Annotated in this window: 26 protein-coding genes and 1 pseudogene; 11 read left to right on the top strand and 16 right to left on the bottom strand. The window is 69.0% G+C overall.

Going from position 1 to position 26,490, the window contains the following annotated elements; genetic code table 11:
* Window positions 1-86: 86 nt before the first annotated feature.
* The 7 genes from fahA to HF519_RS02015 form a co-directional block, all read right to left on the bottom strand.
* Complete coding sequence (gene fahA, locus HF519_RS02045; RefSeq protein ID WP_169409894.1) at window positions 87-1,304, bottom strand: fumarylacetoacetase; 1,218 nt, start codon at window positions 1,302-1,304, stop codon at window positions 87-89.
* Window positions 1,301-2,206, bottom strand: coding sequence for a hypothetical protein (locus tag HF519_RS02040; RefSeq protein ID WP_169409893.1), 906 nt, complete (start codon window positions 2,204-2,206; stop codon window positions 1,301-1,303). Before HF519_RS02040 ends, fahA begins: the two co-directional genes overlap by 4 nt.
* Complete coding sequence (locus HF519_RS02035) at window positions 2,173-3,390, bottom strand: homogentisate 1,2-dioxygenase (protein WP_169409892.1); 1,218 nt, start codon at window positions 3,388-3,390, stop codon at window positions 2,173-2,175. Before HF519_RS02035 ends, HF519_RS02040 begins: the two co-directional genes overlap by 34 nt.
* A gap of 180 nt (window positions 3,391-3,570) precedes the next feature.
* Window positions 3,571-4,779 carry an acyl-CoA dehydrogenase family protein gene (locus tag HF519_RS02030; RefSeq protein WP_169409891.1) on the bottom strand — a complete coding sequence of 403 codons (1,209 nt, stop codon included), beginning with the start codon at window positions 4,777-4,779 and terminating at the stop codon, window positions 3,571-3,573.
* 356 nt (window positions 4,780-5,135) lie between these two features.
* Window positions 5,136-6,398, bottom strand: a complete 1,263-nt coding sequence (locus HF519_RS02025; RefSeq protein WP_169409890.1) for a cytochrome P450 — start codon at window positions 6,396-6,398, stop codon at window positions 5,136-5,138.
* Between the two features lie 79 nt (window positions 6,399-6,477).
* Complete coding sequence (locus HF519_RS02020) at window positions 6,478-7,455, bottom strand: AraC family transcriptional regulator (protein ID WP_169409889.1); 978 nt, start codon at window positions 7,453-7,455, stop codon at window positions 6,478-6,480.
* Window positions 7,437-7,781, bottom strand: coding sequence for an FAD-dependent monooxygenase (locus HF519_RS02015; protein ID WP_169409888.1), 345 nt, complete (start codon window positions 7,779-7,781; stop codon window positions 7,437-7,439). Before HF519_RS02015 ends, HF519_RS02020 begins: the two co-directional genes overlap by 19 nt.
* A gap of 18 nt (window positions 7,782-7,799) precedes the next feature.
* Here HF519_RS02015 and HF519_RS33480 point away from each other — a divergent pair.
* A pseudogene (locus HF519_RS33480) lies at window positions 7,800-8,122 on the top strand (DDE-type integrase/transposase/recombinase); the annotation flags it as partial.
* A 464-nt stretch (window positions 8,123-8,586) separates the two neighbouring features.
* Window positions 8,587-9,051, top strand: coding sequence for a hypothetical protein (locus HF519_RS02005; RefSeq protein WP_169409887.1), 465 nt, complete (start codon window positions 8,587-8,589; stop codon window positions 9,049-9,051).
* A gap of 351 nt (window positions 9,052-9,402) precedes the next feature.
* Here HF519_RS02005 and katG read toward each other — a convergent pair whose 3' ends face one another.
* Together katG and HF519_RS01995 are read right to left on the bottom strand one after the other, a co-directional pair.
* Window positions 9,403-11,595 (bottom strand): catalase/peroxidase HPI, encoded by a 2,193-nt coding sequence (gene katG, locus HF519_RS02000; protein ID WP_169409886.1) that lies wholly within the window; start codon window positions 11,593-11,595, stop codon window positions 9,403-9,405.
* Window positions 11,596-11,707: 112 nt separating this feature from the next.
* Window positions 11,708-12,151: a Fur family transcriptional regulator gene (locus HF519_RS01995; protein WP_169409885.1), complete on the bottom strand. Its 444-nt coding sequence runs from the start codon at window positions 12,149-12,151 to the stop codon at window positions 11,708-11,710.
* A gap of 1,104 nt (window positions 12,152-13,255) precedes the next feature.
* Between HF519_RS01995 and HF519_RS30825 the strand changes: the two genes are divergently transcribed.
* The 3 genes from HF519_RS30825 (at window position 13,256) to HF519_RS01980 (ending at window position 15,219) form a co-directional block, all read left to right on the top strand.
* Window positions 13,256-13,624: an epoxide hydrolase N-terminal domain-containing protein gene (locus tag HF519_RS30825; protein WP_312859843.1), complete on the top strand. Its 369-nt coding sequence runs from the start codon at window positions 13,256-13,258 to the stop codon at window positions 13,622-13,624.
* A 497-nt stretch (window positions 13,625-14,121) separates the two neighbouring features.
* Window positions 14,122-14,331, top strand: coding sequence for a dodecin family protein (locus HF519_RS01985; RefSeq protein ID WP_169409884.1), 210 nt, complete (start codon window positions 14,122-14,124; stop codon window positions 14,329-14,331).
* 132 nt (window positions 14,332-14,463) lie between these two features.
* Window positions 14,464-15,219, top strand: a complete 756-nt coding sequence (locus HF519_RS01980; protein ID WP_169409883.1) for an SDR family oxidoreductase — start codon at window positions 14,464-14,466, stop codon at window positions 15,217-15,219.
* Between the two features lie 100 nt (window positions 15,220-15,319).
* Here the strand turns inward: HF519_RS01980 and HF519_RS01975 are convergent, their stop codons facing one another.
* Window positions 15,320-15,622: a DUF3303 domain-containing protein gene (locus HF519_RS01975; protein ID WP_169409882.1), complete on the bottom strand. Its 303-nt coding sequence runs from the start codon at window positions 15,620-15,622 to the stop codon at window positions 15,320-15,322.
* A 404-nt stretch (window positions 15,623-16,026) separates the two neighbouring features.
* Here HF519_RS01975 and HF519_RS01970 point away from each other — a divergent pair, with 404 nt between their 5' ends.
* The gene (locus HF519_RS01970) at window positions 16,027-17,232 is read left to right on the top strand and encodes a MarP family serine protease (RefSeq protein ID WP_169409881.1); all 1,206 of its coding nucleotides are present in this window, start codon (window positions 16,027-16,029) and stop codon (window positions 17,230-17,232) included.
* A gap of 88 nt (window positions 17,233-17,320) precedes the next feature.
* Here the strand turns inward: HF519_RS01970 and HF519_RS01965 are convergent, their stop codons facing one another.
* The 3 genes from HF519_RS01965 to HF519_RS01955 form a co-directional block, all read right to left on the bottom strand.
* A complete protein-coding gene (locus tag HF519_RS01965; RefSeq protein ID WP_169409880.1) occupies window positions 17,321-17,620 on the bottom strand; it encodes an antibiotic biosynthesis monooxygenase family protein in 300 nt (99 codons plus the stop codon).
* Between the two features lie 259 nt (window positions 17,621-17,879).
* On the bottom strand, window positions 17,880-18,776 hold the full coding sequence (locus HF519_RS01960; protein WP_211169410.1) for an alpha/beta fold hydrolase: 897 nt from the start codon (window positions 18,774-18,776) through the stop codon (window positions 17,880-17,882).
* 410 nt (window positions 18,777-19,186) lie between these two features.
* A complete protein-coding gene (locus HF519_RS01955; RefSeq protein WP_169409878.1) occupies window positions 19,187-19,681 on the bottom strand; it encodes a YciE/YciF ferroxidase family protein in 495 nt (164 codons plus the stop codon).
* A gap of 144 nt (window positions 19,682-19,825) precedes the next feature.
* Between HF519_RS01955 and HF519_RS01950 the strand changes: the two genes are divergently transcribed.
* Entirely contained in the window at window positions 19,826-20,071 is a 246-nt protein-coding gene (locus HF519_RS01950) for a hypothetical protein (protein WP_169409877.1), read from the top strand.
* 240 nt (window positions 20,072-20,311) lie between these two features.
* Here HF519_RS01950 and HF519_RS33475 read toward each other — a convergent pair whose 3' ends face one another.
* Window positions 20,312-20,632, bottom strand: coding sequence for a hypothetical protein (locus HF519_RS33475; protein WP_438826372.1), 321 nt, complete (start codon window positions 20,630-20,632; stop codon window positions 20,312-20,314).
* A gap of 95 nt (window positions 20,633-20,727) precedes the next feature.
* On the opposite strand from HF519_RS33475, the gene HF519_RS01940 reads away from it, so the two are divergent.
* From HF519_RS01940 to HF519_RS01930, 3 genes are all read left to right on the top strand, one after another.
* Window positions 20,728-21,468 (top strand): histidine phosphatase family protein, encoded by a 741-nt coding sequence (locus HF519_RS01940; protein WP_169409876.1) that lies wholly within the window; start codon window positions 20,728-20,730, stop codon window positions 21,466-21,468.
* Window positions 21,446-22,330 (top strand): NAD(P)H-hydrate dehydratase, encoded by an 885-nt coding sequence (locus tag HF519_RS01935; RefSeq protein ID WP_169409875.1) that lies wholly within the window; start codon window positions 21,446-21,448, stop codon window positions 22,328-22,330. Before HF519_RS01940 ends, HF519_RS01935 begins: the two co-directional genes overlap by 23 nt.
* Before the next feature lie 522 nt (window positions 22,331-22,852).
* Window positions 22,853-23,134, top strand: coding sequence for a hypothetical protein (locus HF519_RS01930; protein WP_211169409.1), 282 nt, complete (start codon window positions 22,853-22,855; stop codon window positions 23,132-23,134).
* 50 nt (window positions 23,135-23,184) lie between these two features.
* Here HF519_RS01930 and HF519_RS01925 read toward each other — a convergent pair whose 3' ends face one another.
* Window positions 23,185-24,882, bottom strand: a complete 1,698-nt coding sequence (locus HF519_RS01925; protein WP_169409873.1) for a formate--tetrahydrofolate ligase — start codon at window positions 24,880-24,882, stop codon at window positions 23,185-23,187.
* 137 nt (window positions 24,883-25,019) lie between these two features.
* Here HF519_RS01925 and HF519_RS01920 point away from each other — a divergent pair, with 137 nt between their 5' ends.
* The gene (locus HF519_RS01920; protein ID WP_169409872.1) at window positions 25,020-25,913 is read left to right on the top strand and encodes a methylenetetrahydrofolate reductase; all 894 of its coding nucleotides are present in this window, start codon (window positions 25,020-25,022) and stop codon (window positions 25,911-25,913) included.
* Here the strand turns inward: HF519_RS01920 and HF519_RS01915 are convergent.
* Window positions 25,893-26,477 (bottom strand): DUF1638 domain-containing protein, encoded by a 585-nt coding sequence (locus HF519_RS01915; protein WP_211169408.1) that lies wholly within the window; start codon window positions 26,475-26,477, stop codon window positions 25,893-25,895. The genes HF519_RS01920 and HF519_RS01915 overlap by 21 nt on opposite strands.
* Window positions 26,478-26,490 lie beyond the last annotated feature (13 nt).

The raw sequence follows: 26,490 nt of genomic DNA, 5'->3' as shown, positions 1-26,490 counted from the left end.
AACGACACCGATACGAAAGCTTTGACATATTCTCGACATCCGCCCGGGCTCGATGGCGTCTTTGTGTCGCGGCCCCGAGCCGGAGCTCATTTTGGTGGGACTGAAGCGATCGGCGGGGCAATGCGCCCGATCACCTCTCCTAGCCCGAGACGGGCCCCGTCGGGGGAGCACGCGGCACCTGTAATTCGCACGGTGTCTCCGTCGAGGAGGTAGCTACGACTGGTGCCGTCCGGCAATGTCAACGGCTCGGTCCCGGCGCGGGTGAGTTCGATGAGGGAGCCTGACGTGCCCGGGTCGGGACCGGACACGGTGCCCGAGGCAAATAGATCGCCGGTCCGCAGGCTTGCCCCGTTGGATGTCATATGCGCCAGCATCTGCGCCGGTGACCAGTACATCTGCGCGTAGGGTGGTCGCGAGACGATCTGGCCATTCAGCTCCAGTTGCAACCGAAGATCGAGGCCCCACGGTTCCGACTCGGCTAGATTGGGTAGCGGCGGTGGCTCCTGGATCGGAGTCGACACCCGCGCGCCGTCCAGGGCGCTCAGCGGCACCACCCAGGGTGAGATCGAGGTGGCGAACGACTTGCCGAGGAAGGGCCCGAGCGGGACGTACTCCCACGACTGGATGTCGCGTGCCGACCAGTCGTTGAGCAGCACCACGCCGAACACGTGCTGCGCGAAGTCTCCCACCGCGACGGGCGTGCCGAGCGCACTCGGCACCCCGACCACGAACCCGATCTCGACTTCGACGTCCAGGCGAAGGCTCGGACCGAAGCTGGGGGCCGCGTCGGGGGCCGTCCGGCGCTGACCAGTGGGGCGAACCACCGGGGTGCCGGACACGATCACGGTGCCCGCCCGCCCGTGGTAGCCGACCGGGAGATGCTTCCAGTTCGCTGGCAGCGACGGACCATCCGGGCGGAACAGTCGCCCGAGATTGCGGGCGTGGTGTTCTGATGCATAGAAGTCTGCGTAATCGGCCACCTCGATCGGCAACCTCAGCCGGACGTCTGCGATGGGGTGTAGATGCGCCCGGACAGCGCGCGCCGAGCGCGGCTCGCTCAGCAACTCGGTCACCTGTTCGCGCGTGTCCGCCCACACCGAGGGGCCACCGGCCATGAATGCATTCAGCGAGGGTGCGGTGAATACCTCCGCGCCGAGCGCACCCGCCAGGTCCAGCACGTGTTTACCGATGGCGACGCCTACCCGCCACGCCTGCGGTGTACCTGCGGGGGCGAATACGCCGTAGGGCAGGTTGGCCAGGGTGAAGTCCGAGCCCGGCGGAACGGGCACCCAGGAGGCCTTCATCGCGCCCGCTGCTGCTCGACGAGCAGCCCCATGGCGGCAGCTTCCCGCACTGGTCTCCGTGTGCTGCACGAGCCGTAGGCGACGAACGCCGAACGCACCGCGGACGCGGTTTCCGGGTCCAGACCTCGAGCCTGCCTCGCCACGTCGCCGGCACCGGCCGCCTCGAGCGCGGCAACGGCCTCGGCTGGGCCGCCGCCGCGGACGAACGCTGTTACCGCCAGTAGCAGGTTGAGGAACCCGAAGTGGGTGAACCCCGTCGCGGGGTCGACATGGCGCACGGCGCGGTGCAGCCCCGCGGTTGCCTTGATCGGCACACCGGCGGCGACCGCGGAGCCGAGTGCTCGCGCGAGAGCCGGAGCAGCTGGGAACAGTTCGGGACGGATCCCACCGCACCGGATCTTTGCACCGACCGTGCCGCAACTGGAGAGTCCGGCGATCGCTCGCACCATTGCTGGCACCTGGTCGACGGACCGGGCTTCGAGATACACCGGTACTCCCGTGGGCTCGGAGATGCACCGCACGGTTTCGACGATCTCGCCGACTGCCTGGCCTGGATCAACTGCCTTCGATGCGGACAGCGGGACCTCCAACGAGTCCAGTTCGATGGCCGGCGCGGTGGCGACGACACGGACCGACTCAGTCACTGCGTCGAGCCGGGTTCCGGCGATCAACACGACGCGGAAACGATCGGCACCGCGCAGCTCGGCGAGGAGCTCATGAAGCCGGGCGGCGGGGCAGAGAAGGCGGTCGGTGAGCATCGGCGATTGCGCGGCGAGGTCGTCGCGGTGACGAGCGACGGCGGCCGTCATCGACAGCGACGCCGGGGGGAACAGGACCGCGTCATCCACCAGGCGAGCAAGCAAACCGCTCATCGCACAGGTCCCCGACCCGCCCATGTCCACGCGTAGTCGGGGTCCTCCCCGTCCCGGCCGCCCACGCCGAGCTCGAGCGGACGGAAAGTGTCGACCATGACCGCGAGTTCGTCGAAGTACTCGGCACCGATACCGCCCTCGTAAGCATCCGGTTGCGGGCCGTGCGAATGGCCACCGGGATGCAGAGAGACTGAGCCCTGCCCGACACCCGAGCCCTTCCGCGCTTCGTAGTCTCCGCCGCAGTAGAACATGACTTCGTCGGAGTCAACATTGGAGTGATAATAAGGAACCGGAATCGACAGCGGGTGGTAGTCGACCTTGCGGGGAACGAAGTTGCAGACGACGAAGTTCTTTCCCTCGAAGACCTGGTGTACCGGCGGCGGCTGATGCACTCGACCGGTGATCGGCTCGAAGTCGGCGACGTTGAAAGTATAGGGGTACAGACAGCCGTCCCAGCCGACGACATCGAAGGGGTGTCGCGGGTAGGTGAACACCGTGCCCGCGATACCGTCATTACCTGGAGTCCGGTGCTTGACATAGACCTGGGCGTCGGCGTCACCCTCTTCAGTAGCGATGAGTAACGGCGCATCCGGTCCGTGCAAGTCACGCTCGCAGTACGGCGAATGCTCGAGGAACTGTCCATGCTTTGACAGGTAGCGCTTGGGTGGCGTGATATGGCTGCTGGCCTCGATCACGTAGGTGCGCAGAGGTTCACCTGGCTCGGGAAGCCACCGGTGCGTGGTTCCGCGCGGGATGACGACGTAATCGCCAGGCCGGGCGATCAGCGCACCGAAGATGGTTTCGACTGCTGCGCCGCCGGCCTCGATATAGACGCACTCGTCGCCGACCGCATTGCGGTACAACGGCGAATCGGCCAGCCCTACAGCGTAGGAGATTCGGACATCGGCGTTGCCCAGAATCAGACGTCGCCCGGTGACCGCGTCCACGGCCTTGACCTCGGTTTCGTCGAACAGGGCGTGCAGCCGGAAGTGTCGGGGCAGCAGTGGGACGTTCGGTGTGGTGTGCAGTCCCGATAGCTCCCAGACGCGGGCATCCACGATCGCTGACGGGATATTGTGATGGTACAGCAGCGAGGAATCGGAGCCGAAGCCTTCCTCGCCTATCAGTTCTTCGAGATACAGCGAACCGTCAGGCTGGCGGAACTGTGTATGGCGCTTCGGCGGCAGGTCGCCGACTGATCGGTAGTACGGCATCTCATTCCTCTTCTGGAGTCACCCGGTTCAAACGCGCGACCTGGTATCCATTCCCCCGGTGGCCTGAAGGTAGCCGGGAGCTGCATCCCAGCGCCTTGCCGGGGAGAGCTGCATCAGCAGGAACGGACAAGATGTGCCCGCTGGCCACTCGCCAGCGGGCAAATCTTGAGGCTCGTTATCTCATCGGAATGCGGTCATCTGCTGTTCGTCGGCCCCGAGCAGGGAGCGTCCGTAGATTTCGTGCTTGACCCCGGCCGCGTTGAACCCGTGCCGGCTGCAAGCGTTCAGATCCCGCCAGATTCGCTGCAGCGGGTTCGCCAGCGCGAAGGCCCCCGCCCCCTGGACATCGAGCAGAAGATCCACCGCTCCACGACACAACCGAACCATATTCGCCGATCGCATGATGTTGCGGTGGCGGTCCGCCGGGGCCAGGTGCTGCCCGGTTCTCGATTGCGCGTCGATCTCGTCGGCGGCGGCACGGGCCTGCAGGGTGGCGGCATCGATCATTATCGCAGCCTGAGCGATGTTGAACTGCACGGACGGGGCCCGCGTCGCATCTTGGTAAAACGTGTACGTGATGGGCTTCGGCTTGGCGGTCATGCGCTCCTGGGTAAGCTCGAGCGCAGCCTGCGCAAGGCCGAGAATCGACGGATGAACGCATGTCCAGAAGGTGGCCGCAGGGTCGCTGAGGAACATGTGCTCTTCCGGATGCGACGTCGGGTAGTTGTTGCTCAGCGGACCCGACATGTCCATCGTCAAATTGTCCGGCACGAACGCATCATCGACCACCAGGGTGTTGCTTCCGGTGCCCGACATGCCAATCACATTCCAGGTGTCCTTGATCGTGATCTCGCTCATCGGGACCAAGGCCACCGCGCTGTCCACGATGTTGTCGGCGTCATCGAGGACCGGGAAGCCCAGCAGCGCCCAACTGGCATGCATGCAGCCGGAGGTGTAGCCCCATTCGCCACTGAGTCGCACTCCACCTGGTACCCGGCGAGCCTTCCAGCCGGGCGACGGCGTGAGCGGACAACACACCACGTTGTCCGGGCTGTCTCCCCACACGGCGTCCTGCGCTTCCTGGTGCATTCCGCCGACGATCCAGTCGGTCATATTGAGAATGAAGCCGTACCACGAGGACGCCCCACAACCACTTCTGGCGAGCTCGGCAACCACGTCAAGGTAAGTACGGTGCCCTGCCTCCAGTCCGCCATAACGGCGGGGGGTGCACAGGCGCAGCATCCCCGCCTCCACTAGCGCCTTGAAGTTCTCGTCGGGCAGAGAACGCTGCTTCTCGGCCTCGTCCGCATTCTTCGCGAGCAGGGGATGGAGCGCCGTCGCTTTTTCGATGAGCTCTTCACGCAGGGTCAAGACATCGACTGGGTCCATGGGATTCCTGCCAATCATAAGAGGTTGAGGTCCGTCCGTGTCTGCAGCGGAATCTCAATGCTGTGGCGAGGGTAAAGCGCGGAACATGTCAGGAGCATGTCAAGGCGAATCCGGCTATCGCCTGTCCAGTTCCCGGGGCCGCGCAAACGTCCGGAGCCGCTGTGCGTCCGGCCGGATCAGCATCGCCTTGCCCCGGCGGCCCGTGGGTGGCCGCCACCTCTTCGACCGCGTGGCGGCGCACCGAGATTGTCGTGCGGTATGCCGGTCGAATACGGCTGGGTTAGCACGGCGTGTAGCCGACGGCCGGGACGTGCATGGTGTGCCGCCGGTGCGGAAGGGAGGGCTGCCGTGCCCGCTCAGCGGGCGTCCCAGCGCACCTGAACGGATTCAGGTCCGCGCTGCGTCGTGTTCGGCGAATAGTGCAGCGTCTGCCCCGGCACCAGCTCCAGGCCCGGCAGCCTGTTCGTCAGCTCCTCCAGCATGATCCGCATCTCGAGCTTGGCCAGGTGATTGCCCATGCAGGTGTGCACCCCGCCGCCGAAGGTCAGGTGCCGGTTGGCGTTCGGCCGGCGAACGTCGAAGGTCTCACCGTCGTCGAAGACATCCTCGTCCCGATTCGCGGAGTTCAGCGCGGTGTAGACGAGTGACCCGGCCGGCACTCTCACGCCCGAGAACTCCTTGTCCACAAGAAGCCGCTTGCGCCATGTCGGCACCCCCGTGGCGTGGCGCAGGATCTCCTCCACCGCGTTCGGGATGAGTTCGGGATCCTCACAGATCGCGCGCCACTGCTCCGGGTTCTCCAGCAACGACACGATGCCTCCCGCCATCGTGTTCGTTGTGGTCTCGTGCCCGGCCATGACGGCGTTGAGGGTCCAGCTGTCGAGCCAGAGCCGGGAGTTCTCCAGCTCGCCCTTCTCGCGCAGCAGCTTCACGGTCTCACCGATCATGTCGTCGCCCGGGTTCGCGACGGCCCTGGCCGCGATCCCCCGCGCCCACTGCCCGAACGCGGCCATCATCCGGGCAGTGTCCAGTTGGACCTGCTCGTCGGGGTTGCCCCAGATGAAGATCGCCCACGGACCACGGAAGCCCTTGACCATGCCCATCTGCTCGTCGGGTACGCCCATCATGTGCAGGATCACTGTCGCGGGGACCTCGTAGATCAGCGCGTCGACGATGTCTGCGGATCCCTCGCCGGCGATGGCGTCCAGGCGCTCGGTCACCTGACGGCGGATGAACTGCTCGAGCGGGCGGATCCGCCCGACCCGGAACGGCGGATGCGCGACGCTTCGGTGCAACCGGTGCTCGGCGCCGTCCTCGTCGACGATCGAGGGGGCGGGAACGAATCCGGACTCGTCGAGGATCCTCATTGCCTCCGGGATCGGCGTCACGTTGAGGTGGCTCAACAGCGCCGGCTGAGCGCTCACCCCCTCGGTGGCACTATGCACCCACTGACAGTCGGCATACCGGGTGAGGACGTAGGCGCCCAGCCCGGTGTGGAAGAACACCGGGCGTTCCCGGCGGGCCCGGGCCAGGAAAGCGTGCGGGGCTCCCTCGAAAGGGTCGAAGTCGTCGCCGAGCGGACAGCCGACGACGGGGCCTGCGGACTCGAGTGTGCTCATGATCACACCATTGCCTGAGGTGGACGGCGGGTCGATCCCGTGCGCGAACGGCGCTGTCCAGCTCGCGCACGTCCGCGTGTCACCGCGGTTGGCGAAGAGTGTCCGACGGAGGGACGCCGTAGGCCTGGCGGTAGCGCTCGGCGAACCGGCCCAGGTGGGCAAACCCCCACCGCAGCGCGATCTCGGCGACGCCGGTGACCGCGGGATCGGCTGCAAGCAGGTCCTGGTGGGCCCGGCGCAGGCGAACCTCGCGCACGTACCGGGTGGGTGATGTGCCCAGGGTGCGCCGGAAGCCCTGCTGCAGGGCTCGCACGCCGACACCGGCGTGGGCGGCGACGTCGGCCAGGGAGAGCACGGGCTCGGTGCTCTCCTCGATGAACGTGAGAGCCCGTGCCACGGCACGTGGGTGCGCCGGGCGGACCGGAGCGTCGAGCTCGGCACGGTAAGGATGGTCCGCGATGACCAGCAGCCCGGTCAGCAGGCTGCGGGCCAGGTGCGGGGCGATCATCGGATGCCGGGCGAGGGCGTCGGCATCGGTGACGTGGTCGGCGAGCGTCTGCAGCAGGGCAGACCACTGTCGACCGGCGTCGGATCGAAGGTCCAGCGCGGTCCGGAACGCGATCGGTCCGGCGACAGGTCGCCCCAGCAGGTCCGAGAGCTCGTGTTCCAGCGCCTTGTGCGGGATCTTCACCGCGACCATCGGGCAGGGTTCGTTCCAGCCGTGCATCACCGTGTCGCGGTCCGGGCGGTAGAGCGCGGCCGTACCCGGAGCGGCCAGTACCTCTTCCTCACCCGATGCGGTGCGCAACTGTCCGGACGTGACGACGTTGACCTGGTAGGCAGTGTCCAGCGGCCCGGTCCGAATCTCCACCTCGCTGGCGTAGCTCAGCCAGCCGAGCAGGACCGGGCCGACGCTCGCCGCCCGGACCCGCATCCGGAACCGATGAACACCGGCCAGCGGCGTGACATGGTGCGGGTAGTACAGCGCCCCGGCCACCGACCGTGCCTCGTCGATGTCGCCCCCGATGTCCGCATCGACTACCGGGGATGACGACATGGCTGATCCTCCTCGTCGAGTCTGCCGTCGCTCAGTGTGTGACATGGCGATGGCGGTGTCACCCAGGCATCGGCGAGGATGCCGGACCAGGCGAAGGGGTACTGCCGGAAGAAGTCGGTGCGGATGTCGCCCTCTGGGATGAGGAACCTCGTGCAGGTCCGTGAGCCGTCGCAGCCGATCACGAAGTCGCAGTCGAGTTGGTGCTGCTGGCCGTCGTGGGTGAACCGGATCGTCGGCCGATCGCCGGTGACGTCGTCGACGCTGGTGTCGGTGGCCTTGAAGCGGACGTCGCCCCCATCGGCGAGGCGCCGGGCGATGAGGGGCACTTGTTGCGTTCACCAAGGGTTCACCTCGCTGCTCCTCGACGCCGTCCAGCTCTGCGCGACGCCGCGGGCGGTCGGCGGTTCGTCGACGAGACCTACGTGAAGGTCGCCGGTCGGTGGATCCATCTGTATCGGGCGGTGGACCGGTTCGGACAGCTCATCCCACGGGTGCTCGATGAGCTGCTGCCCGCCGCCCGCCACGTCCTTGAGCGGTACGCCAACAACCCGATAGAAGCCGATCACGGCCGGCTCAAGTCTCCGCTGCCACAATGCGCCGTCTCAAACGACTCCACTCAGCCCGGGTGAGCAGTGCCGGGCATGCGTTCGTCCAGAATTTCCGCCGCCGCTTTCGACGAGCTTGCCCTCGCTGTCTGATCTGAGATCAAAACCCGGGGGACTGTGTTTGGCTCCCTGTCAACGCAACAGAGCCGCCTCTGCTTCTCGTGGGTTCCCCCGGGCGGAGGAGGGGGACTCATGTCAAACCGAACGTCGCCGGCTGGCGGCGCCGGTGCAGCCCGAGGCGACTCGGTTGCAGCTGGACTCGCAGCTGTGGGCTGGTCGATACCTTCAGGGCCGAGATCATCGACTTGGATGCGCAGAGCGCCGCGGTCTTCGAAGGCGACAGCGGGCCTCGGGCGCTGCTGAAAATCGGCGGGATCGGCCCGGTTGTGCCCCCGGTGTCAGGCACCAAGCTCAACGGTCCCGGCCGCCCGCGCCGATTCAGTGGGTCGTAGGACGTATGGACAGTGGACCACTCAGTACCCCGCTCGTAGCGTCGGGCCGCGATCGACCCTGCTGAGGAGAAGCCATGGCGACTACGACGAGCCACCACGTTTCGCGGATGGCCGCGGCTTGCGTGGCCATGGCGCTCGCCCTGCTCACCGTCCTGGCGGCGCCCGCCCACGCCGGCGAGGTCCGCACCGCGACGTCACCGCTGAACTACCCGTCCGCGATCAGCTCAGGCACCCTGGCGCTGCACGCGGACTTCGACACCAAGGATCCACGCGCCGCAACGACCGTCACGATCAACCTCACCGCGACACGTCCGTTCACCGGCCGGCTCGTGGCGAGCACCGGCAGCGCGACGTGTGGGTCCAACTTCGCGATCCGCTCGCTGTCCTTCACCACCGGTACGAACCGGGTCACGTCCTCGGCGACGGTGAAGCTCTCGAAGTGCTCCCGGCTGCTGGACGATGCCTCCGCGACGCTCCAGGAAACGGACGGCAACGGCTTCGTGATCGGCACCATCGGCTCGGCCTACGTCCGGCGCTGACCGATCGCCGGGACGGGGGCGAGGTCCGCGGCCCTGGTCGCTCGTCATTCGGTAAGAGCCTGGCAGCCAATCGCGCATGCCTCGCCGGGCGGAGAGGTCTTCGGGATGGCGCTCGGACACCTCGCGTGGGCGGAGCAAACCCGGAGCGAACAGCTCGGGCACGGCTGTCACCGCAATTTGCGGGCCGTCGAGGCTGTCGCCCAGGCGCTTGAGCGCGTCGCTGCCGTCGAGGCCGGCGTGGCGTCGGCATCTGCCCGCAGGGGGTTCGTCCGGTGACGGGATGGAAGGGGAAGGGGCATCCGGCCGAGGATGTCCAGGTCGGCCGGCGAGCGGCCGACCTGGACATCGGGATCAGGCGAGGTCGAACCGGTCGAGGTTCATGACCTTGTCCCACGCGGCCACGAAGTCACGCACGAACTTCTCCTTCGCGTCGGCGCACGCGTAGACCTCCGCGATGGCACGCAGCTGGGAGTTCGAGCCGAAGACGAGGTCGACGGCGGTGGCAGTCCATTTGACCTCGCCCGTGGCGCGGTCCCGACCCTCGTACACGTTCTCCGCCTCGGAGACCTTCCACTCGGTGCCCATGCTGAGCAGGTTCCTGAAGAAGTCGTTGGTCAACGTCTCGGGCCGGTCGGTGAAGACGCCGTGCTGGGTCTGCCCGGAGTTGGCGTTCAGGGCCCGCATGCCGCCGACCAGGACCGTCATCTCGGGAGCGCTGAGGTTCAGCATGTACGCCCGATCCACCAGCAGGGTCTCCGCCGGCAGCTTCACGCCGGCCCGGAGGTAGTTGCGGAATCCGTCTGCCTTCGGCTCCAGCACGGCGAACGACTCCACGTCGGTCTGCTCCTGCGAGGCGTCGGTGCGCCCCGGCGTGAACGGGACCGTGATGTCGTGTCCGGCGTCCTTCGCCGCCTTCTCGACGCCCGCGCACCCGGCCAGGACGATCAGGTCGGCGAGCGAGACCTTCTTCCCGTCGGACTGCGAGCTGTTGAAGTTCTGCTGGATCTGCTCAAGGGTCTGCAGCACCTTGTCCAGCTCGGCCGGGTTGTTGGCCTCCCAATCCTTCTGCGGCGCGAGGCGGATCCGCGCCCCGTTGGCCCCGCCACGCTTGTCGGTGCCGCGGAAGCTGGCCGCCGACGCCCAGGCGGTGGAGACCAACTGGGAGACGGACAGGCCCGACGCGAGGACCTTCTGCTTGAGGGCAGCGATGTCCGCGTCCCCGATCAGTTCGTGGTCCACCGGGGGGACGGGGTCCTGCCAGATCTGCGGCTCCGGAACCCACGGGCCGAGGTAGCGCGAGACGGGTCCCATGTCGCGGTGCAGCAGCTTGTACCACGCCTTGGCGAACGCGTCCGCGAGCTGGTCCGGGTTCTCGTAGAAGCGCTTCGTGATCGGCCCGTAGATCGGGTCCACCTTCAGCGCGATGTCCGACGTCAGCATCATCGGGGCGTGCCGCTGCGACGGGTCGTGGGCATCCGGCACCGTGCCCTGGGCCTCGGGATTCTTCGGCGTCCACTGCTTCGCGCCGGCGGGGCTCTCCGTCAGCTCCCAGTCGTACTTGTAGAGGTTCTCCAGGTACCCGTTGTCCCACTTCGTCGGCTCGTTGGTCCAGGCGCCCTCGAGTCCGCTGGTGATCGCGTGGACGCCCACGCCGGTGCCGAAGGTGTTCTTCCAGCCGAGACCCTGGTGCTCGACCGGGCAGCCCTCGGGCTCCGGGCCGACGTAGCTGGGGTCGACCGCGCCATGGCACTTGCCGAACGTGTGGCCGCCGATGATGAGCGCGGCCGTCTCCTCGTCGTTCATCGCCATCCGGCCGAAGGTTTCCCGGATGTCGCGGGCCGACGCGAGCGGGTCCGGGTTGCCGTTCGGCCCCTCCGGGTTCACATAGATCAGGCCCATCTGCACGGCGCCGAAAGGTTCGGCGAGCTCCCGGTCGCCGCTGTAGCGCTCATCTCCGAGCCACGTGTCCTCAGGGCCCCAGAAGATCTCCTCGGGCTCCCAGATGTCCTCCCGGCCGAAGGCGAAGCCGAACGTCTCGAACCCCATGTCTTCGAGGGCCACGTTGCCGGCGAGGACCAGCAGGTCGGCCCAGGAGATCTTCCGGCCGTACTTCTCCTTGACCGGCCAGAGCAGCCGGCGCGCCTTGTCGAGGCTCGCGTTGTCGGGCCAGCTGTTGAGGGGGGCGAAGCGCTGCGCACCCTGGCCGCCACCGCCCCGGCCATCGTGGATGCGGTACGTCCCCGCGGCGTGCCAACTCATCCGGATGAACAGTGGCCCGTAGTGCCCGTAGTCGGCCGGCCACCAGTCCTGCGAGGTCCTCATCACCTCGACGAGGTCGCGCTTCAGCGCTTCGACGTCGAGGGTCTTGAACTCCTCGGCGTAGTTGAAGTCCTCGCCCATCGGGTTGGACCGGGGCGAGTGCTGGTTGAGAACCTGAAGTTCCAGCTGGTTCGGCCACCAGTCCCGGTTCGACCTGGGCCGAGTCGACGTGGGAGTCGGGGAGGGGATTGCCGGGTTCTCGCTTTCGCTGACGCTCTCAGACACGTCGGTCCTTCTCCTGTCTCGCTGATTCTTCGGATGGCTGGTAGCTACTGATTGGTTGCGCTGGATCCGAGGCTGCGTTGCTCTGCTGGTGGCGAGCGCTGCGTGGTTGCAATCAGCCGCCGGACCCGGCAGAAGTTGCTGCGACACACTCAGGACATCGGCCCCAGTAGATGACCTCGGCTTCGTCGATCTCGTAGCCCGAGTCGTCGGCGGCCGTCAGGCAGGGGGTATAGCCGACCGCGCAGTCGACATCCGTGATTGCGCCGCACGACCGGCACACGACGTGGTGGTGGTTGTCCCCGACCCGCGACTCGTAACGCGCCACGGAGCCCGGCGGCTGGATGCACCGCACCAGGCCCGCGGCGGTCAACGCGTGCAACACGTCGTAGACGGCCTGGTGGGACACCTCGCCGAGATTCTCGCGAACGGCACCGATGATCGAGGCCGTGTCGGCGTGCGGATGGGCGTGCACCGCGGACAGCACCGCTACCCGCGGGCGCGTCACACGCAGACCGACCCCGCGCAGCATGCCCTCGAAGTGCGACGTCGTTGGCACGCTCCGAAGTGTGGCGCAGGTTCTTGAACCAATCAAGTATTAGTTGCCGGCACTCGACCTTATCGAGTGAATGCGGTCGTTTGTCCACAGCAATGCCAGCAGTGGAAGGCAGTCCAGTCGATCATCGGGATGCTGCTCGACCTCATGCGGAGCCTCCCGAAACGTGATCGCCACGAGTTCACCGGCTTGTTCAAGGCGGGCCCTGAAGCATCTCCTTGATGGCAGCGGCACCGGCAACGTCACCGAGCTGTCGCGCGAGCAGGGTAGCTATCGGACGGTCCGCTACACCGGTGGTGCATCTACGCGTCGCGCCGTGACGGCACCGTGGTCGTCAATGCGCAGGCGCAACCCGTAGCTCGTGGATGGGCCGGGCTCGCGCTGACGTCGATCGTCACTCACGCCGTGCATTGATTGGTGGCAGGTAGAGGCGCCTCATGCAGCGGGCCGGCACGTGCTTGGCGAGCCGGCGAACCGAGTGTCCAACTGCGTGACGACCGGGCCATCCGCGGGCACCGTGGCACGTACGTTCACGGAGGACGATCGGCTGCTGACCTGCGCGTTCTCGTCTGTCCGCTCCTTCGGCCGAGTGCTTCACGCAGAAGAGGTCACTGGTTCGATCCCAGTGCCGCCCACCACCGAACGGCCTGGTCCGAGCCTGTAGGAGGACCGGTACCCGCCCGGTGAGGCGGACCTCGTGCCCGATCCTCCTTGACCAGGGGCAAGCCAGGAGCATCTTGCGCTGAACGTGGGTGCCGGAACGGCCGGTCGGTGTAGCGAAGGCCTGGACGAGCCCGGGTCGGGAAGCCCGGCGCCACGGCGGCCTCGGATGAACAGCCCGGCTCCCGGCTCGCGTTCGGGCGCCGGCTGTGAGGCCGAGGGGCTCGACGCTGGAAGTCATCGACGGAGTCGTCGATCATCCCGGCTCCCCACGTGTCGGGAGAGGCCAGCCGGCCCTGGTGCCCCCCGAGGGCCCGGACCGGGCTGGCTCTGGTCCCAGAAGCGCCGACGGTGACGGTGCCGCTGGTACTGTTCCGGAAGCGGACCCGGCCGGATTGCGCAGGCGCACAGAAGCGACGCAGTGGCCTGAACGGGAGACGGTCACGGATGCGTCGCAAGGCCTGCAGCTCGCGACGATTCAGGAACTCGCGCGCTATTGTCGCAGATTACGACTGGCGCGAGTGCGAGGCAGAACTCAATGCCCTGCCGCAGTTCATGACCGAGATCGACGGGGTGGACATTCATTTCGTTCATGTTCGTTCGGAACATGAACATGCGTTGCCGCTCATCGTCATGCACGGATGCCCGGCTCGATCATCGAGCTGCTCGAGGTCGTCGGTCCGCTCACCGGCCGACGGCACACGGCGGCCGCGCAGAGGACGCTTTCCATCTGGTGATCCCGTCGATGCCGGGCTGCGGGTTCTCCGGCAAGCCGACCACTACCGGCTGGGACCCCGCCCGCATCGCCGAGCCTGAGTAGTGCTCATGAGGTGTCGTGGATACACGCGATTCGTCTCGCACGGCAGCGCTCCAGTGCGCGGCGATCCGCCGCCTTCCGGTCTCTCGATCGACGAAAGATGCGCGTGCGAGCACCTGGAATTCGTGTACAAGCATGCAGGTACGCAGCATGATGGGGACGCGCCTGCAGACGTTGACCGGATTGGAGGACCCACCCGTCGGCCTAGGGGCCTTCATGCTTGACCACGACGGCCGCAGTTACGAACTAATCTCACACGCCCTTGTTGCCGGACGCCCCGCAGGCGACCTCACCGGAGACGATGTCCTCGATGACGTCACGCTCTGCCGATTGACGAACACGGCGACTTCTGGGGCGAGCGCTCGACGGCCCCGCGCAGCTTTGTGTAACGCATCTCACGCCCACCGCGAGTAGGGGTGCGGGGCGTCGCGGCCTCGCGAGCTCTCGTCGGCCGGCCGTACCGCCGGGCCCACGTGCCACCAGCAGGAGCGAGCGGATGAGCGTCTACCGCGTCACCGAAGTCATCGGAGTGAGCAACGAGTCGTGGGAGGCGGCCGCGCGCAGCGCGGTCGAGACGGCTGCGGAGACAGTGCGCGAACTCCGCGTCGCCGAAGTGGTCCGCCAGGACGTCACGATCGAGAACGGCCAGATCACCGGCTACCGGGTCCGCCTGGCCATCTCGTTCAAGTACGAGTCGGGTAGCTGAGCCCGGCGGCAGGGGCTCGGCCGGGACCGGCAGGGCCCTGCTACCCGAGCAGCCGTCGGATTCCGCCGGCCGGCGGCCGACCCCCACTCTCGGGAGGCTTGCGCCGGGGCGGCCGTCGTGCAGGGTGGTGGCGTGGACGCGAACCCTCAGCAGTCGCAGGTGGCCGTCGTGACCGGCGCGGGGTCGGGCATCGGACGGACCGTGGCGCAGGCGCTGCTGAGCGCCGGGTACCGCGTGGCGCTGGCCGGGCGGCGGAAGGACGCGCTGTACGAGACGGCGGCGGACGATCCGGCCGCGCTGGTGATCCCGACCGACGTGGCCGATTCGGCGTCGGTGGCGGCACTCTTCGCCACGGCGCGCCGGGAGTGGGGCCGGGTCGACCTGCTGTTCAACAACGCCGGCACGTTCGGACCGTCCGGCACGGTCGACGAGATCGAGGTGGACGCGTGGCGGGCCACCGTCGACACCAACCTCACCGGCGCGTTCCTGTGCGCCCGCGAGGCGTTCGCGGCGATGCGGGCGCAGGAGCCGCAGGGCGGGCGCATCATCAACAACGGTTCGATCTCCGCGCACGCGCCGCGGCCGGGCAGTGCCGCATACACCGCGACCAAGCACGCGATGACGGGGCTGACCAAGTCGCTGTCGCTCGACGGGAGGCCCTACCGCATCGCCTGCGGGCAGATCGACATCGGCAACGCCGCCACCGAGATGACCGCCGGTATCGCCGGTGGCGCGCGGCAGGCCGACGGCCGCATCGTCCCCGAGCCCACGTTCGATGCCCGGCACGTGGCCGACGCCGTGCTCTACATGGCCGGGTTGCCGGTCGAGGCGAACGTGCAATTCCTGACGATCACCGCCACGACCATGCCGTTCATCGGCCGTGGTTGAGGGCAGCGGCACCTGCGGCGTTCTCACCCGAGTTTCGCGCTCGACCCTGATCCGCGGCCCGGCCGTCAGCCAGTTCCGCCTCGACCCGATGCGTGCGGCCTCAGTCGGCGCCTTCTGCGGCCTTCTGGCGGAATGATTCGACTATTGCCTCGTATGACGGCTGCTCGGCGACCGCGTGCACATCCCAGGTGAGGAGGTCCATATACGGTTGGAGCATATCTGTGAGTTCCCGCGGTTCGTCGGTCTCTATCAGCATGAATCCTGCCCCGCCGCCGGCCAAATCGTACCAACCCCGAATTCTCTCCGGATGGTTCGTGCCGGCGGCGTCCTGTTCGAGGATCCGGCGTCGCAACGCCTCGGCCGTGGTGTGCGAGTGCCACTTGAACCTGCAGTACCACAGCATGTCATTACCTCCAATTTGATCAATATCATTATTCGCCGGTTCCCGGATCCGGTCAACCCGGCTTCGAGGTGGCTCGGCGTCGGGGTGTCCGGTGTGGGAGGTCGCCGGTGCGTCCGCAGTCGAATTCGTTGTCTTCCCGCGGCTCCGGCCACTCGCTCGGTATCCGATCGAAATCCGGCAGCTTGCTGCCGCGACGACGGTCCCGCGGATCACGGGGCCGGCCAACTCCGGGAAGCCCGGGGAGTTCAGCGCAGTTCTCTCAACGAGATCGGCCAGGGTCGACGGAGTGGACCACCGGGTCCCGGACGCCCTCGTCCGGACGGTCGAGCGGCCCGGCCGGGACGAGGAGCCGGAGACCACGCCCATGATCCCCTGACCAGGGCGGAAAGGAGAAAGGTAGCCGTGTGGAGAGCGGTGGGCTCGACCTGAACGTGCTGGACGCCGTGCTCTTGGTGCTGCTCCTCTACGTGTCGGTGCGGGGGTGGCGGCTGGGGGCGGTCTCCCAGGTCACCGCGTTCGGTGGTCTCGCGCTCGGGTTGCTCGTCGGTGTGTGGGCGGCGCCGCGGATCGCCGGTCTGTTCGTCGACGGGCCGGGTCCGGGGGGCGCGTTCCTGACCCTCGCCGTGCTCCTCGTCGCGGCCCTGGTCGGCCAGGGCATCGGTGTGGGCATCGGCATGCGCCTGCACCGTGCCGTGCACGGCCTCGGGGTGGGTGTGGCCGACCGGGTCGCGGGCGTGGGGATCGGCGCTCTCGGCTTCCTGCTCGTCGTCTGGTTGCTGTCGGGCGCGCTGGCTCAGGGCCCGTTCACCGGCCTCGCGCAGCAGGTGCGCAACTCGCAGGTCGTCCGCGCCCTCGACGACGCGCTGCCGCCTCCCCCCGACGTCGTCGGCCGTATCGCCACCTACCTCGACGAACAGGGCTTTCCGCAGGTGTTCGCGGGCCCGGGCCGCGCGATCACGGCGCAGCCCGCGCCACCCGCGGCCGACGAGGCGGTGCGGGCAGCGGCCGCTGCCGGCCGGCCGAGCACGGTGCAGATCCGAGCGCTCGGCTGCGGCACCACGATCGGCGCGGGGTCGGGGTTCGTCACCCGGCCCGGGTTCATCGTCACGAACGCCCACGTGATCGCGGGCTTCGACCAGTTGCGCGTTCGTGACGCCGCGGGCGAGCACGCCGCGGTCGCGATCCACTTCGACCCCGCGCTCGACATCGCCGTCCTCTCGGCTCCGGGCGTCTCCGCGCCCGCGATCGGCTGGACCGACACCCCCGCCACGCGGGGGAGCGAGGGGTCCACCCTCGGGTTCCCCGGCGGACAGTCGCAGATGGTGGTGCGTCCGGCGACCGTGCAGGGCCGGATGGAGGCGGTGGGACGCGACATCTACGGGGAGGGCAGCGTGCGACGCGAGATCCTCGTCCTCACCGCTGCCGTGGAACGCGGGGACTCGGGCGGGCCCTTCGTCACCAGCGACGGCCTCGTCGGTGGCGTCGTCTTCGCCGCCGACCCCGGGGAGAACGGCACCGGCTACGCGCTCACCGCTGAACAGGTTCGCCCCGGTGTCGAGGGCGCGATCGCCCGCACGCAGGAGGTCGGCGTCGGCGCCTGCCGCTTCTGATGGAACGGAGGGGGCTTCCGCCCTCGTGGCGCCGGTGCCGCCCACGGCTGCACGTCGATGGCGCGGACACCGTGCCGACCCGACTTCGTCAGGCTCGCGCCTCGGCGATGACCTCGTACCAGACCATCTCGCTGCGGCCCTCCTGCAGGCCGTCCATCCGCTTGCGGGTCTCGGCGAACGTCTCGTCCTCGTGCCAGGCCTCCCAGTCGGCCCGGCTCTCCCAGGTCCCGATCACTGCCCGCTTGTTGTGCGCGTCGAGCGGGATGAGCAGTTGCCCGCCGATCCAGCCGGGCCGCCCCCGTGCGGACGACAGCCGTTCCCGCATGGCGGCATCCCACTCGGGCTCGCAGCCCGTCTTGAGCGTGACCTGCGTGACGACCGTCATCATCTGCACCACATCCCTTCGCCCGTGGGGTGGCCGGGCCACCGGCGTGTGCGGGTTACCACCGGGGGACCGCTTTCACTCGCCGTCAGGATGTGCCGGGCGACGGGTGCCGGCCGGCCGGCTCGCTGTGTTCGTCGATCGAGGACGCGGTCGCAATGGGCGCGACGGAGACCGGTCCGTGGCCGACCGCCGCATGCCCTGCCGTCGCGCGTCGCGCTCGGTCCCTTCCACATCGGCGAGCGTGCGTCGTGCTTCAGAGGCCCTAACCTCCGGCGTCCAAGAACCCCAGGATCCGCTTGTTGATCTCCGTCGGGCGTTCCACGAGCATGAAATGGCCGACGCCCTCGATCAGCTCGGACTGTGACCGCGGGCCGCAGTGCCGCGGCACCCGGTCCACCTGCTCCTGGTCCATGCCGTGGCAACCGTCCTGGGTGCCGTGCAGGTAGAGCGTCGGCTGGGTGATGTCGTAGCCCCATGCCGCCGCCTGCTCCGCCACCCACTCCGGTGAGCCGAACCGGGTGGGATCGAACTGGCCCCAGTAGTAGCCGAGCGCGGCCTGGAAGTGCGCTGGTTCGCGTATACAGTCTTTGACCTTCGGCAGGTCCTCGGTGGCGTCGTAGCCCGGGGACCAGTCCGACCAGATGTTGTCGATGAACGCGAAGTCGTCGGTCGCGATCACGTCCTCGCACACCCGCTGCATCTGGAAGTACCAGAAGTAGAAGGATCGCTTGATCTGGTCGTACTTGACGATGTTCTCGCCGAAGATCGCGAAGGGCGGGATGTTGACGATGACGCAGCGCCGCCAGCGGTCCGGCTCTTTGCCGGCCGCTCCCCACGCCCCGACCGCGCCCCAGTCGTGCGCGATGAGGATCGCGTCCGCATCGCCGCCGAGTGCCTCGTGCAACGCGATCTGATCGGTGACCATCGTGCTGGTGTGCACGTGGTGGCGGTCGTCCGGGAGTTGGGTGGGTGCGAACCCGCGGTTGAACGGCGCCACGGCCCGGAACCCGGCGTCGGCGAGCGCGGGGAGCAGGTAACGGTAGGTGTACGGCGAGTCGGGGAAGCCGTGGACGCACAGCGCGAGCGGACCGTCCCCCATCGCCAGGTACTCGAACGTCAGGTGGTTCGCCCGGACCGTGCCCCTCTCGAACTCCTGCATCGTGGGCCTCCTTCGGCCAGTTGCTCCGAGCCCATGGCCGGACCGTTGCATCGCCGTCGGGTCCGGTGCCGCCGGTAGCAGGCTGAGCTGCGCTGATCGGCTGTGTATGGGGCCCTTCGGTCACGCACGAGACCACGATGGCCCTCATCCCGGTCCGCCGGAAGCGGCCGAGAGTGGGGCATCTGCGAACGGCGGCCGGCACGTCTGCACGGCGTAACCTGCGATCGCGGCTGCCGCGCACGGGACGGTCGGTTGAGCCGTTCGCGGTCTTCCCGGGCGAAGGTGTGGCGCCGTACCATCCGCGGCCCACAGGCCGCCCGGCCGGTCCGCACGACATCGAGCTGAGACGGACTCGCCGGTGCTGGCGCCGAAGAGGTGCCGACACCGGCGAGGCCGCTGTGGCCGACCGGTCAGTGTGCGACGAGCGTCTGCTGGCTGACCTCGTGGCCGAGCCGCTCGAAATGGCCCGCCGACTCGTCCACCTGGACCAGGTTGGTCTGCAGGAGCTGTGCACACTGCGTCTGTCCCATGAGCATGGCCTTGTCGACCAGGCCCTTGTAGGACGCGCTCTGGAACGCCGCGAGCTTCAACGCGGCGCCGACGGTGTACATCTCGAACACCTCCGGCGCCGGCTGCTGCTCCATGAACTGCTGGAACTCCGACTGCATGCCGTCGACGGCCAGGCACGGCACGTCCTGCCGCGAGGCTCCCAGCGCCTGGAAGCACGCGTCCAGGTTCTTGATCTTCTGCTGGCCCTTCGTCTGCTCGTTGCGCAGCTCCTGCGCCAGGGTGCCCTCGCGGATCTGGCCCGCGATCTGACCCTTCATCCGGGTGTCCTTGTTCTCGGCGTCGTAGCAGGCGGACAGCTCGTACAGGAACAGGTCCGCGGGGTTGCTGAGTGCCACGCGCTCCTCCTCAGGGGGTCCAGGGGATGGGGGACCCAGGCGGCTACCCGCGTCGGAGCGGTCTATTCGGCAGGCGGCCGCCCGCGACGTGGGTAGCCAGGAGCCGCGACCCGCGGGCATCATGGCCCGCTGGAGGCGGCGCTCATGGTGGAGTCGAGAACCGACAGGATCCAGAAGCAGGTCGGGACGGTCGTCGAGATGCCCGTCCTGGGCTCGGTGGTCCTCCCGCCGCGCGAGAAGCTGGCCTTCTACGCCGGGCTCGGGCTGCTCGCCGTGTTCGAGATCGTGGAATGGCCGATCGCGCTGACCGTGGCTGCGGGGCATGTGCTGGCCGACCAGCAGCACTGGCGCCTCGCCCAGGGCGTGGGCGAGGCGCTCGAGGAGGTCTGAGTACTCGACGGATCCACCCGGGACGGCCGGTCCGGCGCTCACCCGACCGCTGCCGTCACTCGGCGAGGATCCCCTCCGGTATGCCCGGCGCGCCGATATCGAGCCACACCGGGCGCCAGGCGCTCAATCAGGCGGGGTGTCGATGAGGACCTGCTCCCGCATCTGCCGGGAGGTGCAACCGCACAGGGGCGTGAGTGGGCGGCCCTCGAGGTGATCGGCCAGGTTGGCGATCGCCGGCGATCAGAACGTGTGCAGCACGCCCCGGATGCTCGTGCCGGTCATCGCCTCCTCCCGGTCGAAGGGGGAGCGGGACAACGACACGATGGTCGACTCCGGGCTCTCCTCCTCGACGCCGAGCGACGGCAGTTCGGGCGCGGTGCGGTCGAGCGCGGCGATGTCCACCTGCACCTCCTCGACGAGGTCGACCAGGTAGCCGAGGCTCAGCTCGTCCTGCTTCCTGCGCAGGCCGATCCGTCCGACGAGGCGGGGCGACAGCCGGTACGCGGGCGGTCGCCTGGTAGATGCCCTCGACGGGTCGGCGGACCGGAGGGGGCGGTTCACGCTCGGCCGGCGACGGCCCTGAACGGGCCCTGTCGGCACCCACGGAGCTCTGTCGCGCCCGGTTTCCAGGCCCTGCCCGCGGGTAGCTCCTGGACATGCGCCGGAATGGCCCCGCCGCTCTGTGGCTCGTGCGACATGCCGAGAGCACCGGCAACGTCGCTCGCGAGGTGGCCGAGAGCGGTGGTGCCGAGCTGCTCGACCTGGCCGAGCGGGATGCGGACGTGCCGCTCTCCGATCTGGGACGACGGCAGGCGAGCGCGTTGGCGAAGTGGCTGGCCGGCCTGCCCGCGGACCAGCGGGCCACCGCCGCCATGTCCTCGCCGTACCGCCGGGCCCTGGACACCGCGCGCGAGGCGACGGCTGCGCTGGGGGCGGTGCCGCTGTACGTGGACGAACGGTTGCGCGACCGTGAGCTGGGCGTGCTCGATCTGCACACGAAAGCCGGCATCGAGGCCCGGCATCCGGACGAGTCGGCCCGGCGTCGCCGACTGGGGAAGTTCTACTACCGGCCGCCCGGAGGCGAGTCCTGGGCCGACGTCGCGCTGCGGTTGCGCTCGGTGCTCGGCGACGCGAGTCTCGACCTCACCGGGGATCGGGTCGTGTGGTTCACCCACGAGGCGCCGATCCTGCTCACCCGGTACATCGTCGAGGGGCTTTCCGAGGCCGAGCTGATGACGATCGCGCGCTCGACCACCCTGGCCAACTGCTCCGTGACCATCTTCGAGCGCGACGCCGCTGACGGCCTGCGGCTCGTCGTGTTCAACGCCACCGAGATGCTCGACGAGCACGGTGCCTCACCCACGACGGAGCCCGATGTCCACTCCGATCCCGCCTGATCGCCGGGTCGTCACACCGGCTTTCCTGCGCGGCTGGCCGCTGCCCGAGCCCGAGCGGGGTGACAAGAGCGCGCGTGGAACCGTCCTGGTCGTCGGGGGCAGCCGCGGGACGCCGGGCGCGCTCCTGCTCGCCGGCGTCGGTGCGCTGCGGGTCGGGGCGGGCGTCCTGCAGTTGGCCGGGCCGGAATCGGTGGCGACCGCGGTGGGGATCAACGTCCCGGAGGCCCTGGCCCTGTCGGTACCCGAGACGGACAAGGGCTCCGTCTCCGATACGGCCGTGGACTTCCTCTCCGACCTGCTCGGTTCGGCGCAGGCCGTCCTGATCGGTCCCGGTCTGTTCGGCGTCGAGGAGACCCAGCGCCTGGTCGCGCGGTTGGTCGAGAAGGTGGGCCAGGAGGCGATGGTCGTCCTCGACGCCTACGCCCTGCGCGGCCTGCGGCCGGAGACCGTGGCCCCGGTCGCCGGCCGCGTCGTCCTCACCCCCAATGTCGCGGAGGCGGCCGCGCTGCTCGAACGTGACCGCCACGAGCTCGACGACCTCGCGGAGGCGGCGCGCTCGGCCGCCGCGAAGTACGACGCTGTGGTGTCCCTCTTCGGCCACATCGCGGACCCCGACGGCCGGCTCTGGGTCGACGAGAGCGGGCACATCGGACTCGGCACGTCGGGCAGCGGCGACGTGCTGTCCGGTCTGGTGGCCGGGCTGCTGGCTCGTGGCGCTTCACCGGCGCAGGCGGCGTGCTGGGGCGCCCACGTGCACACGACGGCGGGGGAGCGGCTGGGAGCCCGGATCACGCAGCTGGGATTCCTGGCTCGGGAGATCCTGGACGAGGCTCCCCTCGTGCTCGACGAACTGCAGCCCTGATCGATCCGCGTGGACTGCCAGCGTCGATCGCGCCGGGCGCGCCCGCCGCAGACAAGACCTTGCTGCTGTAACGGGCCGTCGACGTAGCGCGACAGCTTGGTGCGAACGCTGTAACGTCCGGTGCCACATGGTGGACTCCGGTTGAGGACCGACGCCGGAGCGCACATCGTGACCAGTCCGAATCACCCTTGGATGAGTGGAGCCGGTTCCCCGCCTGCCGGCCCTCCTGTCGTGCCGACCCAGCGTCAGCCCGTCGGACCGCCCTTTGCGGCCACACCTGGTCCGCCCACCTCTGTCGGTGGCGGGCCTCGTGCCGGCGCGGCCTGGCGGCCGATCTGGATCTTCCTCGCCGGCTTGGCTGCCGGAGCAGGCATCGTCGGTGCTGCCTGGACCATCGCCGGCTCAGCCGGCGCCGACGCCGGCTCGGTGGCACGCCCTACCCCTGCCGCGGCCCCGGTCGCCCCGACTCCGACGCGCCCTCCTTCGTTCGCGTTGCGTGGGACCTTTGAGCTCACCGGGACCGTGGTCCAGGACCCCGTGTCGGGGTGCGAGGGCAGCGGAGGCTACAGCGATATCACCCTGGGTACCTCCGTGACCGTCTACGACGCATCCGGGACTGTCGTCGGCACCGGCCATCTCGGTCGGGGCTCCGCGGCCGAGGGCGGCTGCACCTTCCCCATCACCGTGCTGAACGTGCCTGGCGGATCATCCTTCTACCAGGTAGAGGTCTCGCACCGCGGAAGGATCACGGTCCAAGCCGCCGACGCCAGGGCCGGACTCGTCGGCGTGACGCTCGGGCGCTGACAACGCAGCAGATCTGCGCCTCTCGTAGCTCATCGCGCGCTCTGCGCCGGCTACGACAGGTTGACGATGTTGCCCTCGGCGTCGATGTCGATCCGGTGCGCGGCGGGCCGGGTGCCGAGTCCGGGCATGGTGCGCATGTCGCCGCAGATGGGGTAGACGAACCCGGCGCCGACCGAGGCCCGGACCTCGCGGACCGGGAGCCGCCAGCCGGTGGGGGCGCCTTTCAGCGTGGGGTCCGACGAGATCGACAGGTGGGTCTTGGCGATGCACACCGGTAACCGGCCGAAGCCGTTGCGCTCGTAGGCGTCGAGCTGGCGGGCGGCGGCGAGGTCGTAGTCGACGCCGTCGGCGCCGTATACCTGCCGGGCCACCGTCTCGATCTTGTCCCGGAGAGGGGCGTCGTCGGGGTAGAGGTACCGGAAGGCCGACGGCTCCTGTGCCGCCTCGGCGACGGCCTCGGCCAGCTCGGTGGCGCCGGCGCCACCGTCGGCGAAGTGGGTGCACACCGCGGCGCGGGCGCCCATCGATCCGGCGATCTCGGCGATGGCGGCATGTTCGGACGGGTGGTCACCAGGGAAGGCGTTGATCGCGACCACCGGGGTCACCCCGTGCAGCCCGATGTTCTCGATCTGCTTGCGCAGGTTGGCCCCGCCGGCGTGCACCTGGTCGGGGTTCTCGGCGAACAGCGCCTCGGGCAGGGGCTTGCCGGCCACGATGTGGTGCCGGCCCGAGTGCGCCTTGAGCGCGCGGACGGTGGCGACGACGACAGCGGCGTCCGGGGTGAGGCCGGACGCGCGGCACTTGATGTTGAAGAAGCGTTCGGCGCCCATGTCGGCGCCGAATCCGGCCTCGGTGACCAGGTAGTCGCCGGCGTGGATGGCGATCAGGTCGGCCACCACGGAGGAGTTGCCGTGGGCGATGTTGCCGAACGGGCCGGCGTGCACGAGGACCGGGGTGTTCTCGCACGTCTGGAGCAGGTTGGGCTTGAGGGCGTCGCGGAGGAGGGCGGCCATGGCGCCGGCGCCGCCGATGTCCTCGGCGGTGACCGGTCTGCGGTCGTCGGTGTAACCGATCACGATGCGGCCGAGTCGTCGGCGCATCTCGGACAGCGAGCGGGCCAGGGCGAGGATGGCCATCACCTCGGACGCCGCGGTGATGTCGAATCCGGTCTGGCGGGGGATGCCGTCGGTGTGGGTGCCGAGTCCGACGATGACGTTGCGCAGTACCCGGTCGTTGACGTCGAGGACGCGGCGCCAGGTGATGGCGTGCTGGTCGAGGCCGGCCTCGTTGCCCTGGAACAGGTGGTTGTCCAGGATCGCGGAGAGCAGGTTGTGGGCGGCGGTGACGGCGTGGAAGTCGCCGGTCAGGTGCAGGTTCAGCGTCTCCATCGGGACGACCTGGGAGTAGCCGCCGCCGGCGGCGCCGCCCTTGATCCCGAAGGTCGGCCCCATCGACGGCTGGCGGATGGCGACCGTGGCGCGGCGGCCGATGCGCCGCATGGCCTGCCCGAGCCCGACGGTGGTGGTGGTCTTGCCCTCGCCGAGTGGTGTGGGAGTGATCGCGGAGACCACCACGTACCGCGCGGCCGGCCGGTCGGCCAGTTCGTCGATCGCCTTCAGCTTGATCTTCGCGACGTGCTCGCCGTACGGCTCGAGCAGGTGCGGGCCGATGTCCATCTCGGCGGCGATGTCGGTCAGCGGCTTCAGGGCCGCGGAACGGGCGATCTGCAGGTCGGAGGGGAAGGTCATCAATGAGCTCCCGGGGGCGGCAGGCAGGGACGAACGGATCGCAGCGACGTGACTTCTGCCTCGATGTTGCCTATCATGCACCTGGTTGCGGAGAAAGCAACATCGAACAGCGACCCTCGATCGGGGCGAGGTGAGCGATGCGGGGCAGTCGCACGGAGCACGAGGGCGTCCTGGCGGACCTCCTGACGCGGGTGCGCTACGAGGTGATCCCCACGCCGAGCATCGAGGAGAAGGTGCTGGCGGCAGTCCCGCGGCACCTCACGGTCACCGTCACCGCCTCGCCGGCAAAGGGTCTGGAAGCGACCCTCGCGCTGACCGAGCGGCTGCGGGCACACGGCTACCGCACCGTGCCACACCTGTCCGCCCGGCTGATCCGGGACGAGGTCCACCTCGCCGAGATCGTCGACCGGATGTGCCGGGCCGGCGTCGAGGACGTCTTCGTGCCGGCCGGCGACGCGGACCCGCCCGCCGGTCGCTACGACGCCGCGCTGCCCGTCCTCGCCGAGCTGACGAGGGCCGGCCGTCCGTTCCGGCGGGTGGGCATCACCGGGTACCCGGAGAGCCATCCCGCGATCGGCGACGACCTCACCGTGCAGGCCATGTGGGACAAGCGGGTGCACGCCGGCTACATCGTGAGCAACCTGTGCTTCGACCCGGCGGCCCTCGCCACCTGGATCGCGCGGATCCGCCGACGCGGGGTCATCCTGCCCGTTCAGCTCGGTGTCGCCGGCCCCGTGGAGACCGCCAAGCTGCTCGCGACGGCCACCAGGATCGGCGTCGGCGAGTCGACCAGGTTCCTCACCACGCACACCTCGTGGTTCGCGCGGCTGGCCAGGCCGGGTGGGTACTCGCCCGAACGCCTGCTGCGGCGCACGACCCGCATGCTCGCCGGGCCCGGCTCCGGGGTGGTCGGCCTGCACCTGTTCACCTTCAACCAGGTCGCCGAGGCCGAACGGTGGCGACAGCGGCAGCTCGGCGAGCTGTGCGGGCGATCGGCGGCACATGTCGGCTCAACCCGGTCCGGCCGCTGACGCGAGCAGCCCCGCGAGGTCGCGTTCGAGGCCGGAGTCTCCGACCACGACGACCTCCAGCGGCAGCCCGATGACCGCAGCCGCCGCCTCGGCGGCCGCGCGCAGGCCGGGCGTGGGGTGCTGGGCCAGCCACATCACCCGGCGGTAGTGCCGGAAGTAGTCGTCGCGCAGCTCGGGATGGCGGTCCAGGCCCAGCTCGGCGATCACCGTGTGCGCGAACGACGCGGCGAGGAAGTCGGTCAGCACGTACGTGCCGGGCTCGTCGTCGAGCAGACGGGCCAGCCGCGGGGCGCCGGCGAACACGTCGTAGCAGTGCGCGCCGGACAGCATCGGTACGCCGAGCTCCGTGCACGCCTCACGCAGCGCCCCGTACGTGCCGCAGTCGGCGAAGCCGACCGCGACCGCCGCGTACCGGTCGCGCAGCTCACCCACCCGAGCCGACACGGCGGCCGCGATCCGCGACGGCCGGTTGTGCAGCAGCGGCGGCAGCGGGTGGACGTCCACGGGCCAGCCGCGCCGCGCCGCGATGTCGGCGACGTGCCGGGCGATCGCTCCGCACGCCACCACCGCGACGCGC

Source organism: Pseudonocardia bannensis, assembly GCF_012911875.1.
Classification (GTDB): domain Bacteria; phylum Actinomycetota; class Actinomycetes; order Mycobacteriales; family Pseudonocardiaceae; genus Pseudonocardia; species Pseudonocardia bannensis.
This window is presented reverse-complemented; position numbering and strand designations above follow the sequence as displayed.

Bases quoted from the DNA above. Each gene is read 5' to 3' on its own strand.
- fahA (WP_169409894.1), bottom strand. From the start codon at position 1,304: ATGAAGGCCTCCTGGGTGCCCGTTCCGCCGGGCTCGGACTTCACCCTG.
- HF519_RS02035 (WP_169409892.1), bottom strand. From the start codon at position 3,390: ATGCCGTACTACCGATCAGTCGGCGACCTGCCGCCGAAGCGCCATACA.
- HF519_RS02030 (WP_169409891.1), bottom strand. From the start codon at position 4,779: ATGGACCCAGTCGATGTCTTGACCCTGCGTGAAGAGCTCATCGAAAAA.
- HF519_RS02025 (WP_169409890.1), bottom strand. From the start codon at position 6,398: ATGAGCACACTCGAGTCCGCAGGCCCCGTCGTCGGCTGTCCGCTCGGC.
- HF519_RS02020 (WP_169409889.1), bottom strand. From the start codon at position 7,455: ATGTCGTCATCCCCGGTAGTCGATGCGGACATCGGGGGCGACATCGAC.
- HF519_RS02005 (WP_169409887.1), top strand. From the start codon at position 8,587: ATGGCGACTACGACGAGCCACCACGTTTCGCGGATGGCCGCGGCTTGC.
- HF519_RS30825 (WP_312859843.1), top strand. From the start codon at position 13,256: ATGCGTCGCAAGGCCTGCAGCTCGCGACGATTCAGGAACTCGCGCGCT.
- HF519_RS01985 (WP_169409884.1), top strand. From the start codon at position 14,122: ATGAGCGTCTACCGCGTCACCGAAGTCATCGGAGTGAGCAACGAGTCG.
- HF519_RS01975 (WP_169409882.1), bottom strand. From the start codon at position 15,622: ATGCTGTGGTACTGCAGGTTCAAGTGGCACTCGCACACCACGGCCGAG.
- HF519_RS01965 (WP_169409880.1), bottom strand. From the start codon at position 17,620: ATGATGACGGTCGTCACGCAGGTCACGCTCAAGACGGGCTGCGAGCCC.
- HF519_RS01960 (WP_211169410.1), bottom strand. From the start codon at position 18,776: ATGCAGGAGTTCGAGAGGGGCACGGTCCGGGCGAACCACCTGACGTTC.
- HF519_RS01950 (WP_169409877.1), top strand. From the start codon at position 19,826: ATGGTGGAGTCGAGAACCGACAGGATCCAGAAGCAGGTCGGGACGGTC.
- HF519_RS01940 (WP_169409876.1), top strand. From the start codon at position 20,728: ATGCGCCGGAATGGCCCCGCCGCTCTGTGGCTCGTGCGACATGCCGAG.
- HF519_RS01935 (WP_169409875.1), top strand. From the start codon at position 21,446: ATGTCCACTCCGATCCCGCCTGATCGCCGGGTCGTCACACCGGCTTTC.
- HF519_RS01925 (WP_169409873.1), bottom strand. From the start codon at position 24,882: ATGACCTTCCCCTCCGACCTGCAGATCGCCCGTTCCGCGGCCCTGAAG.
- HF519_RS01920 (WP_169409872.1), top strand. From the start codon at position 25,020: ATGCGGGGCAGTCGCACGGAGCACGAGGGCGTCCTGGCGGACCTCCTG.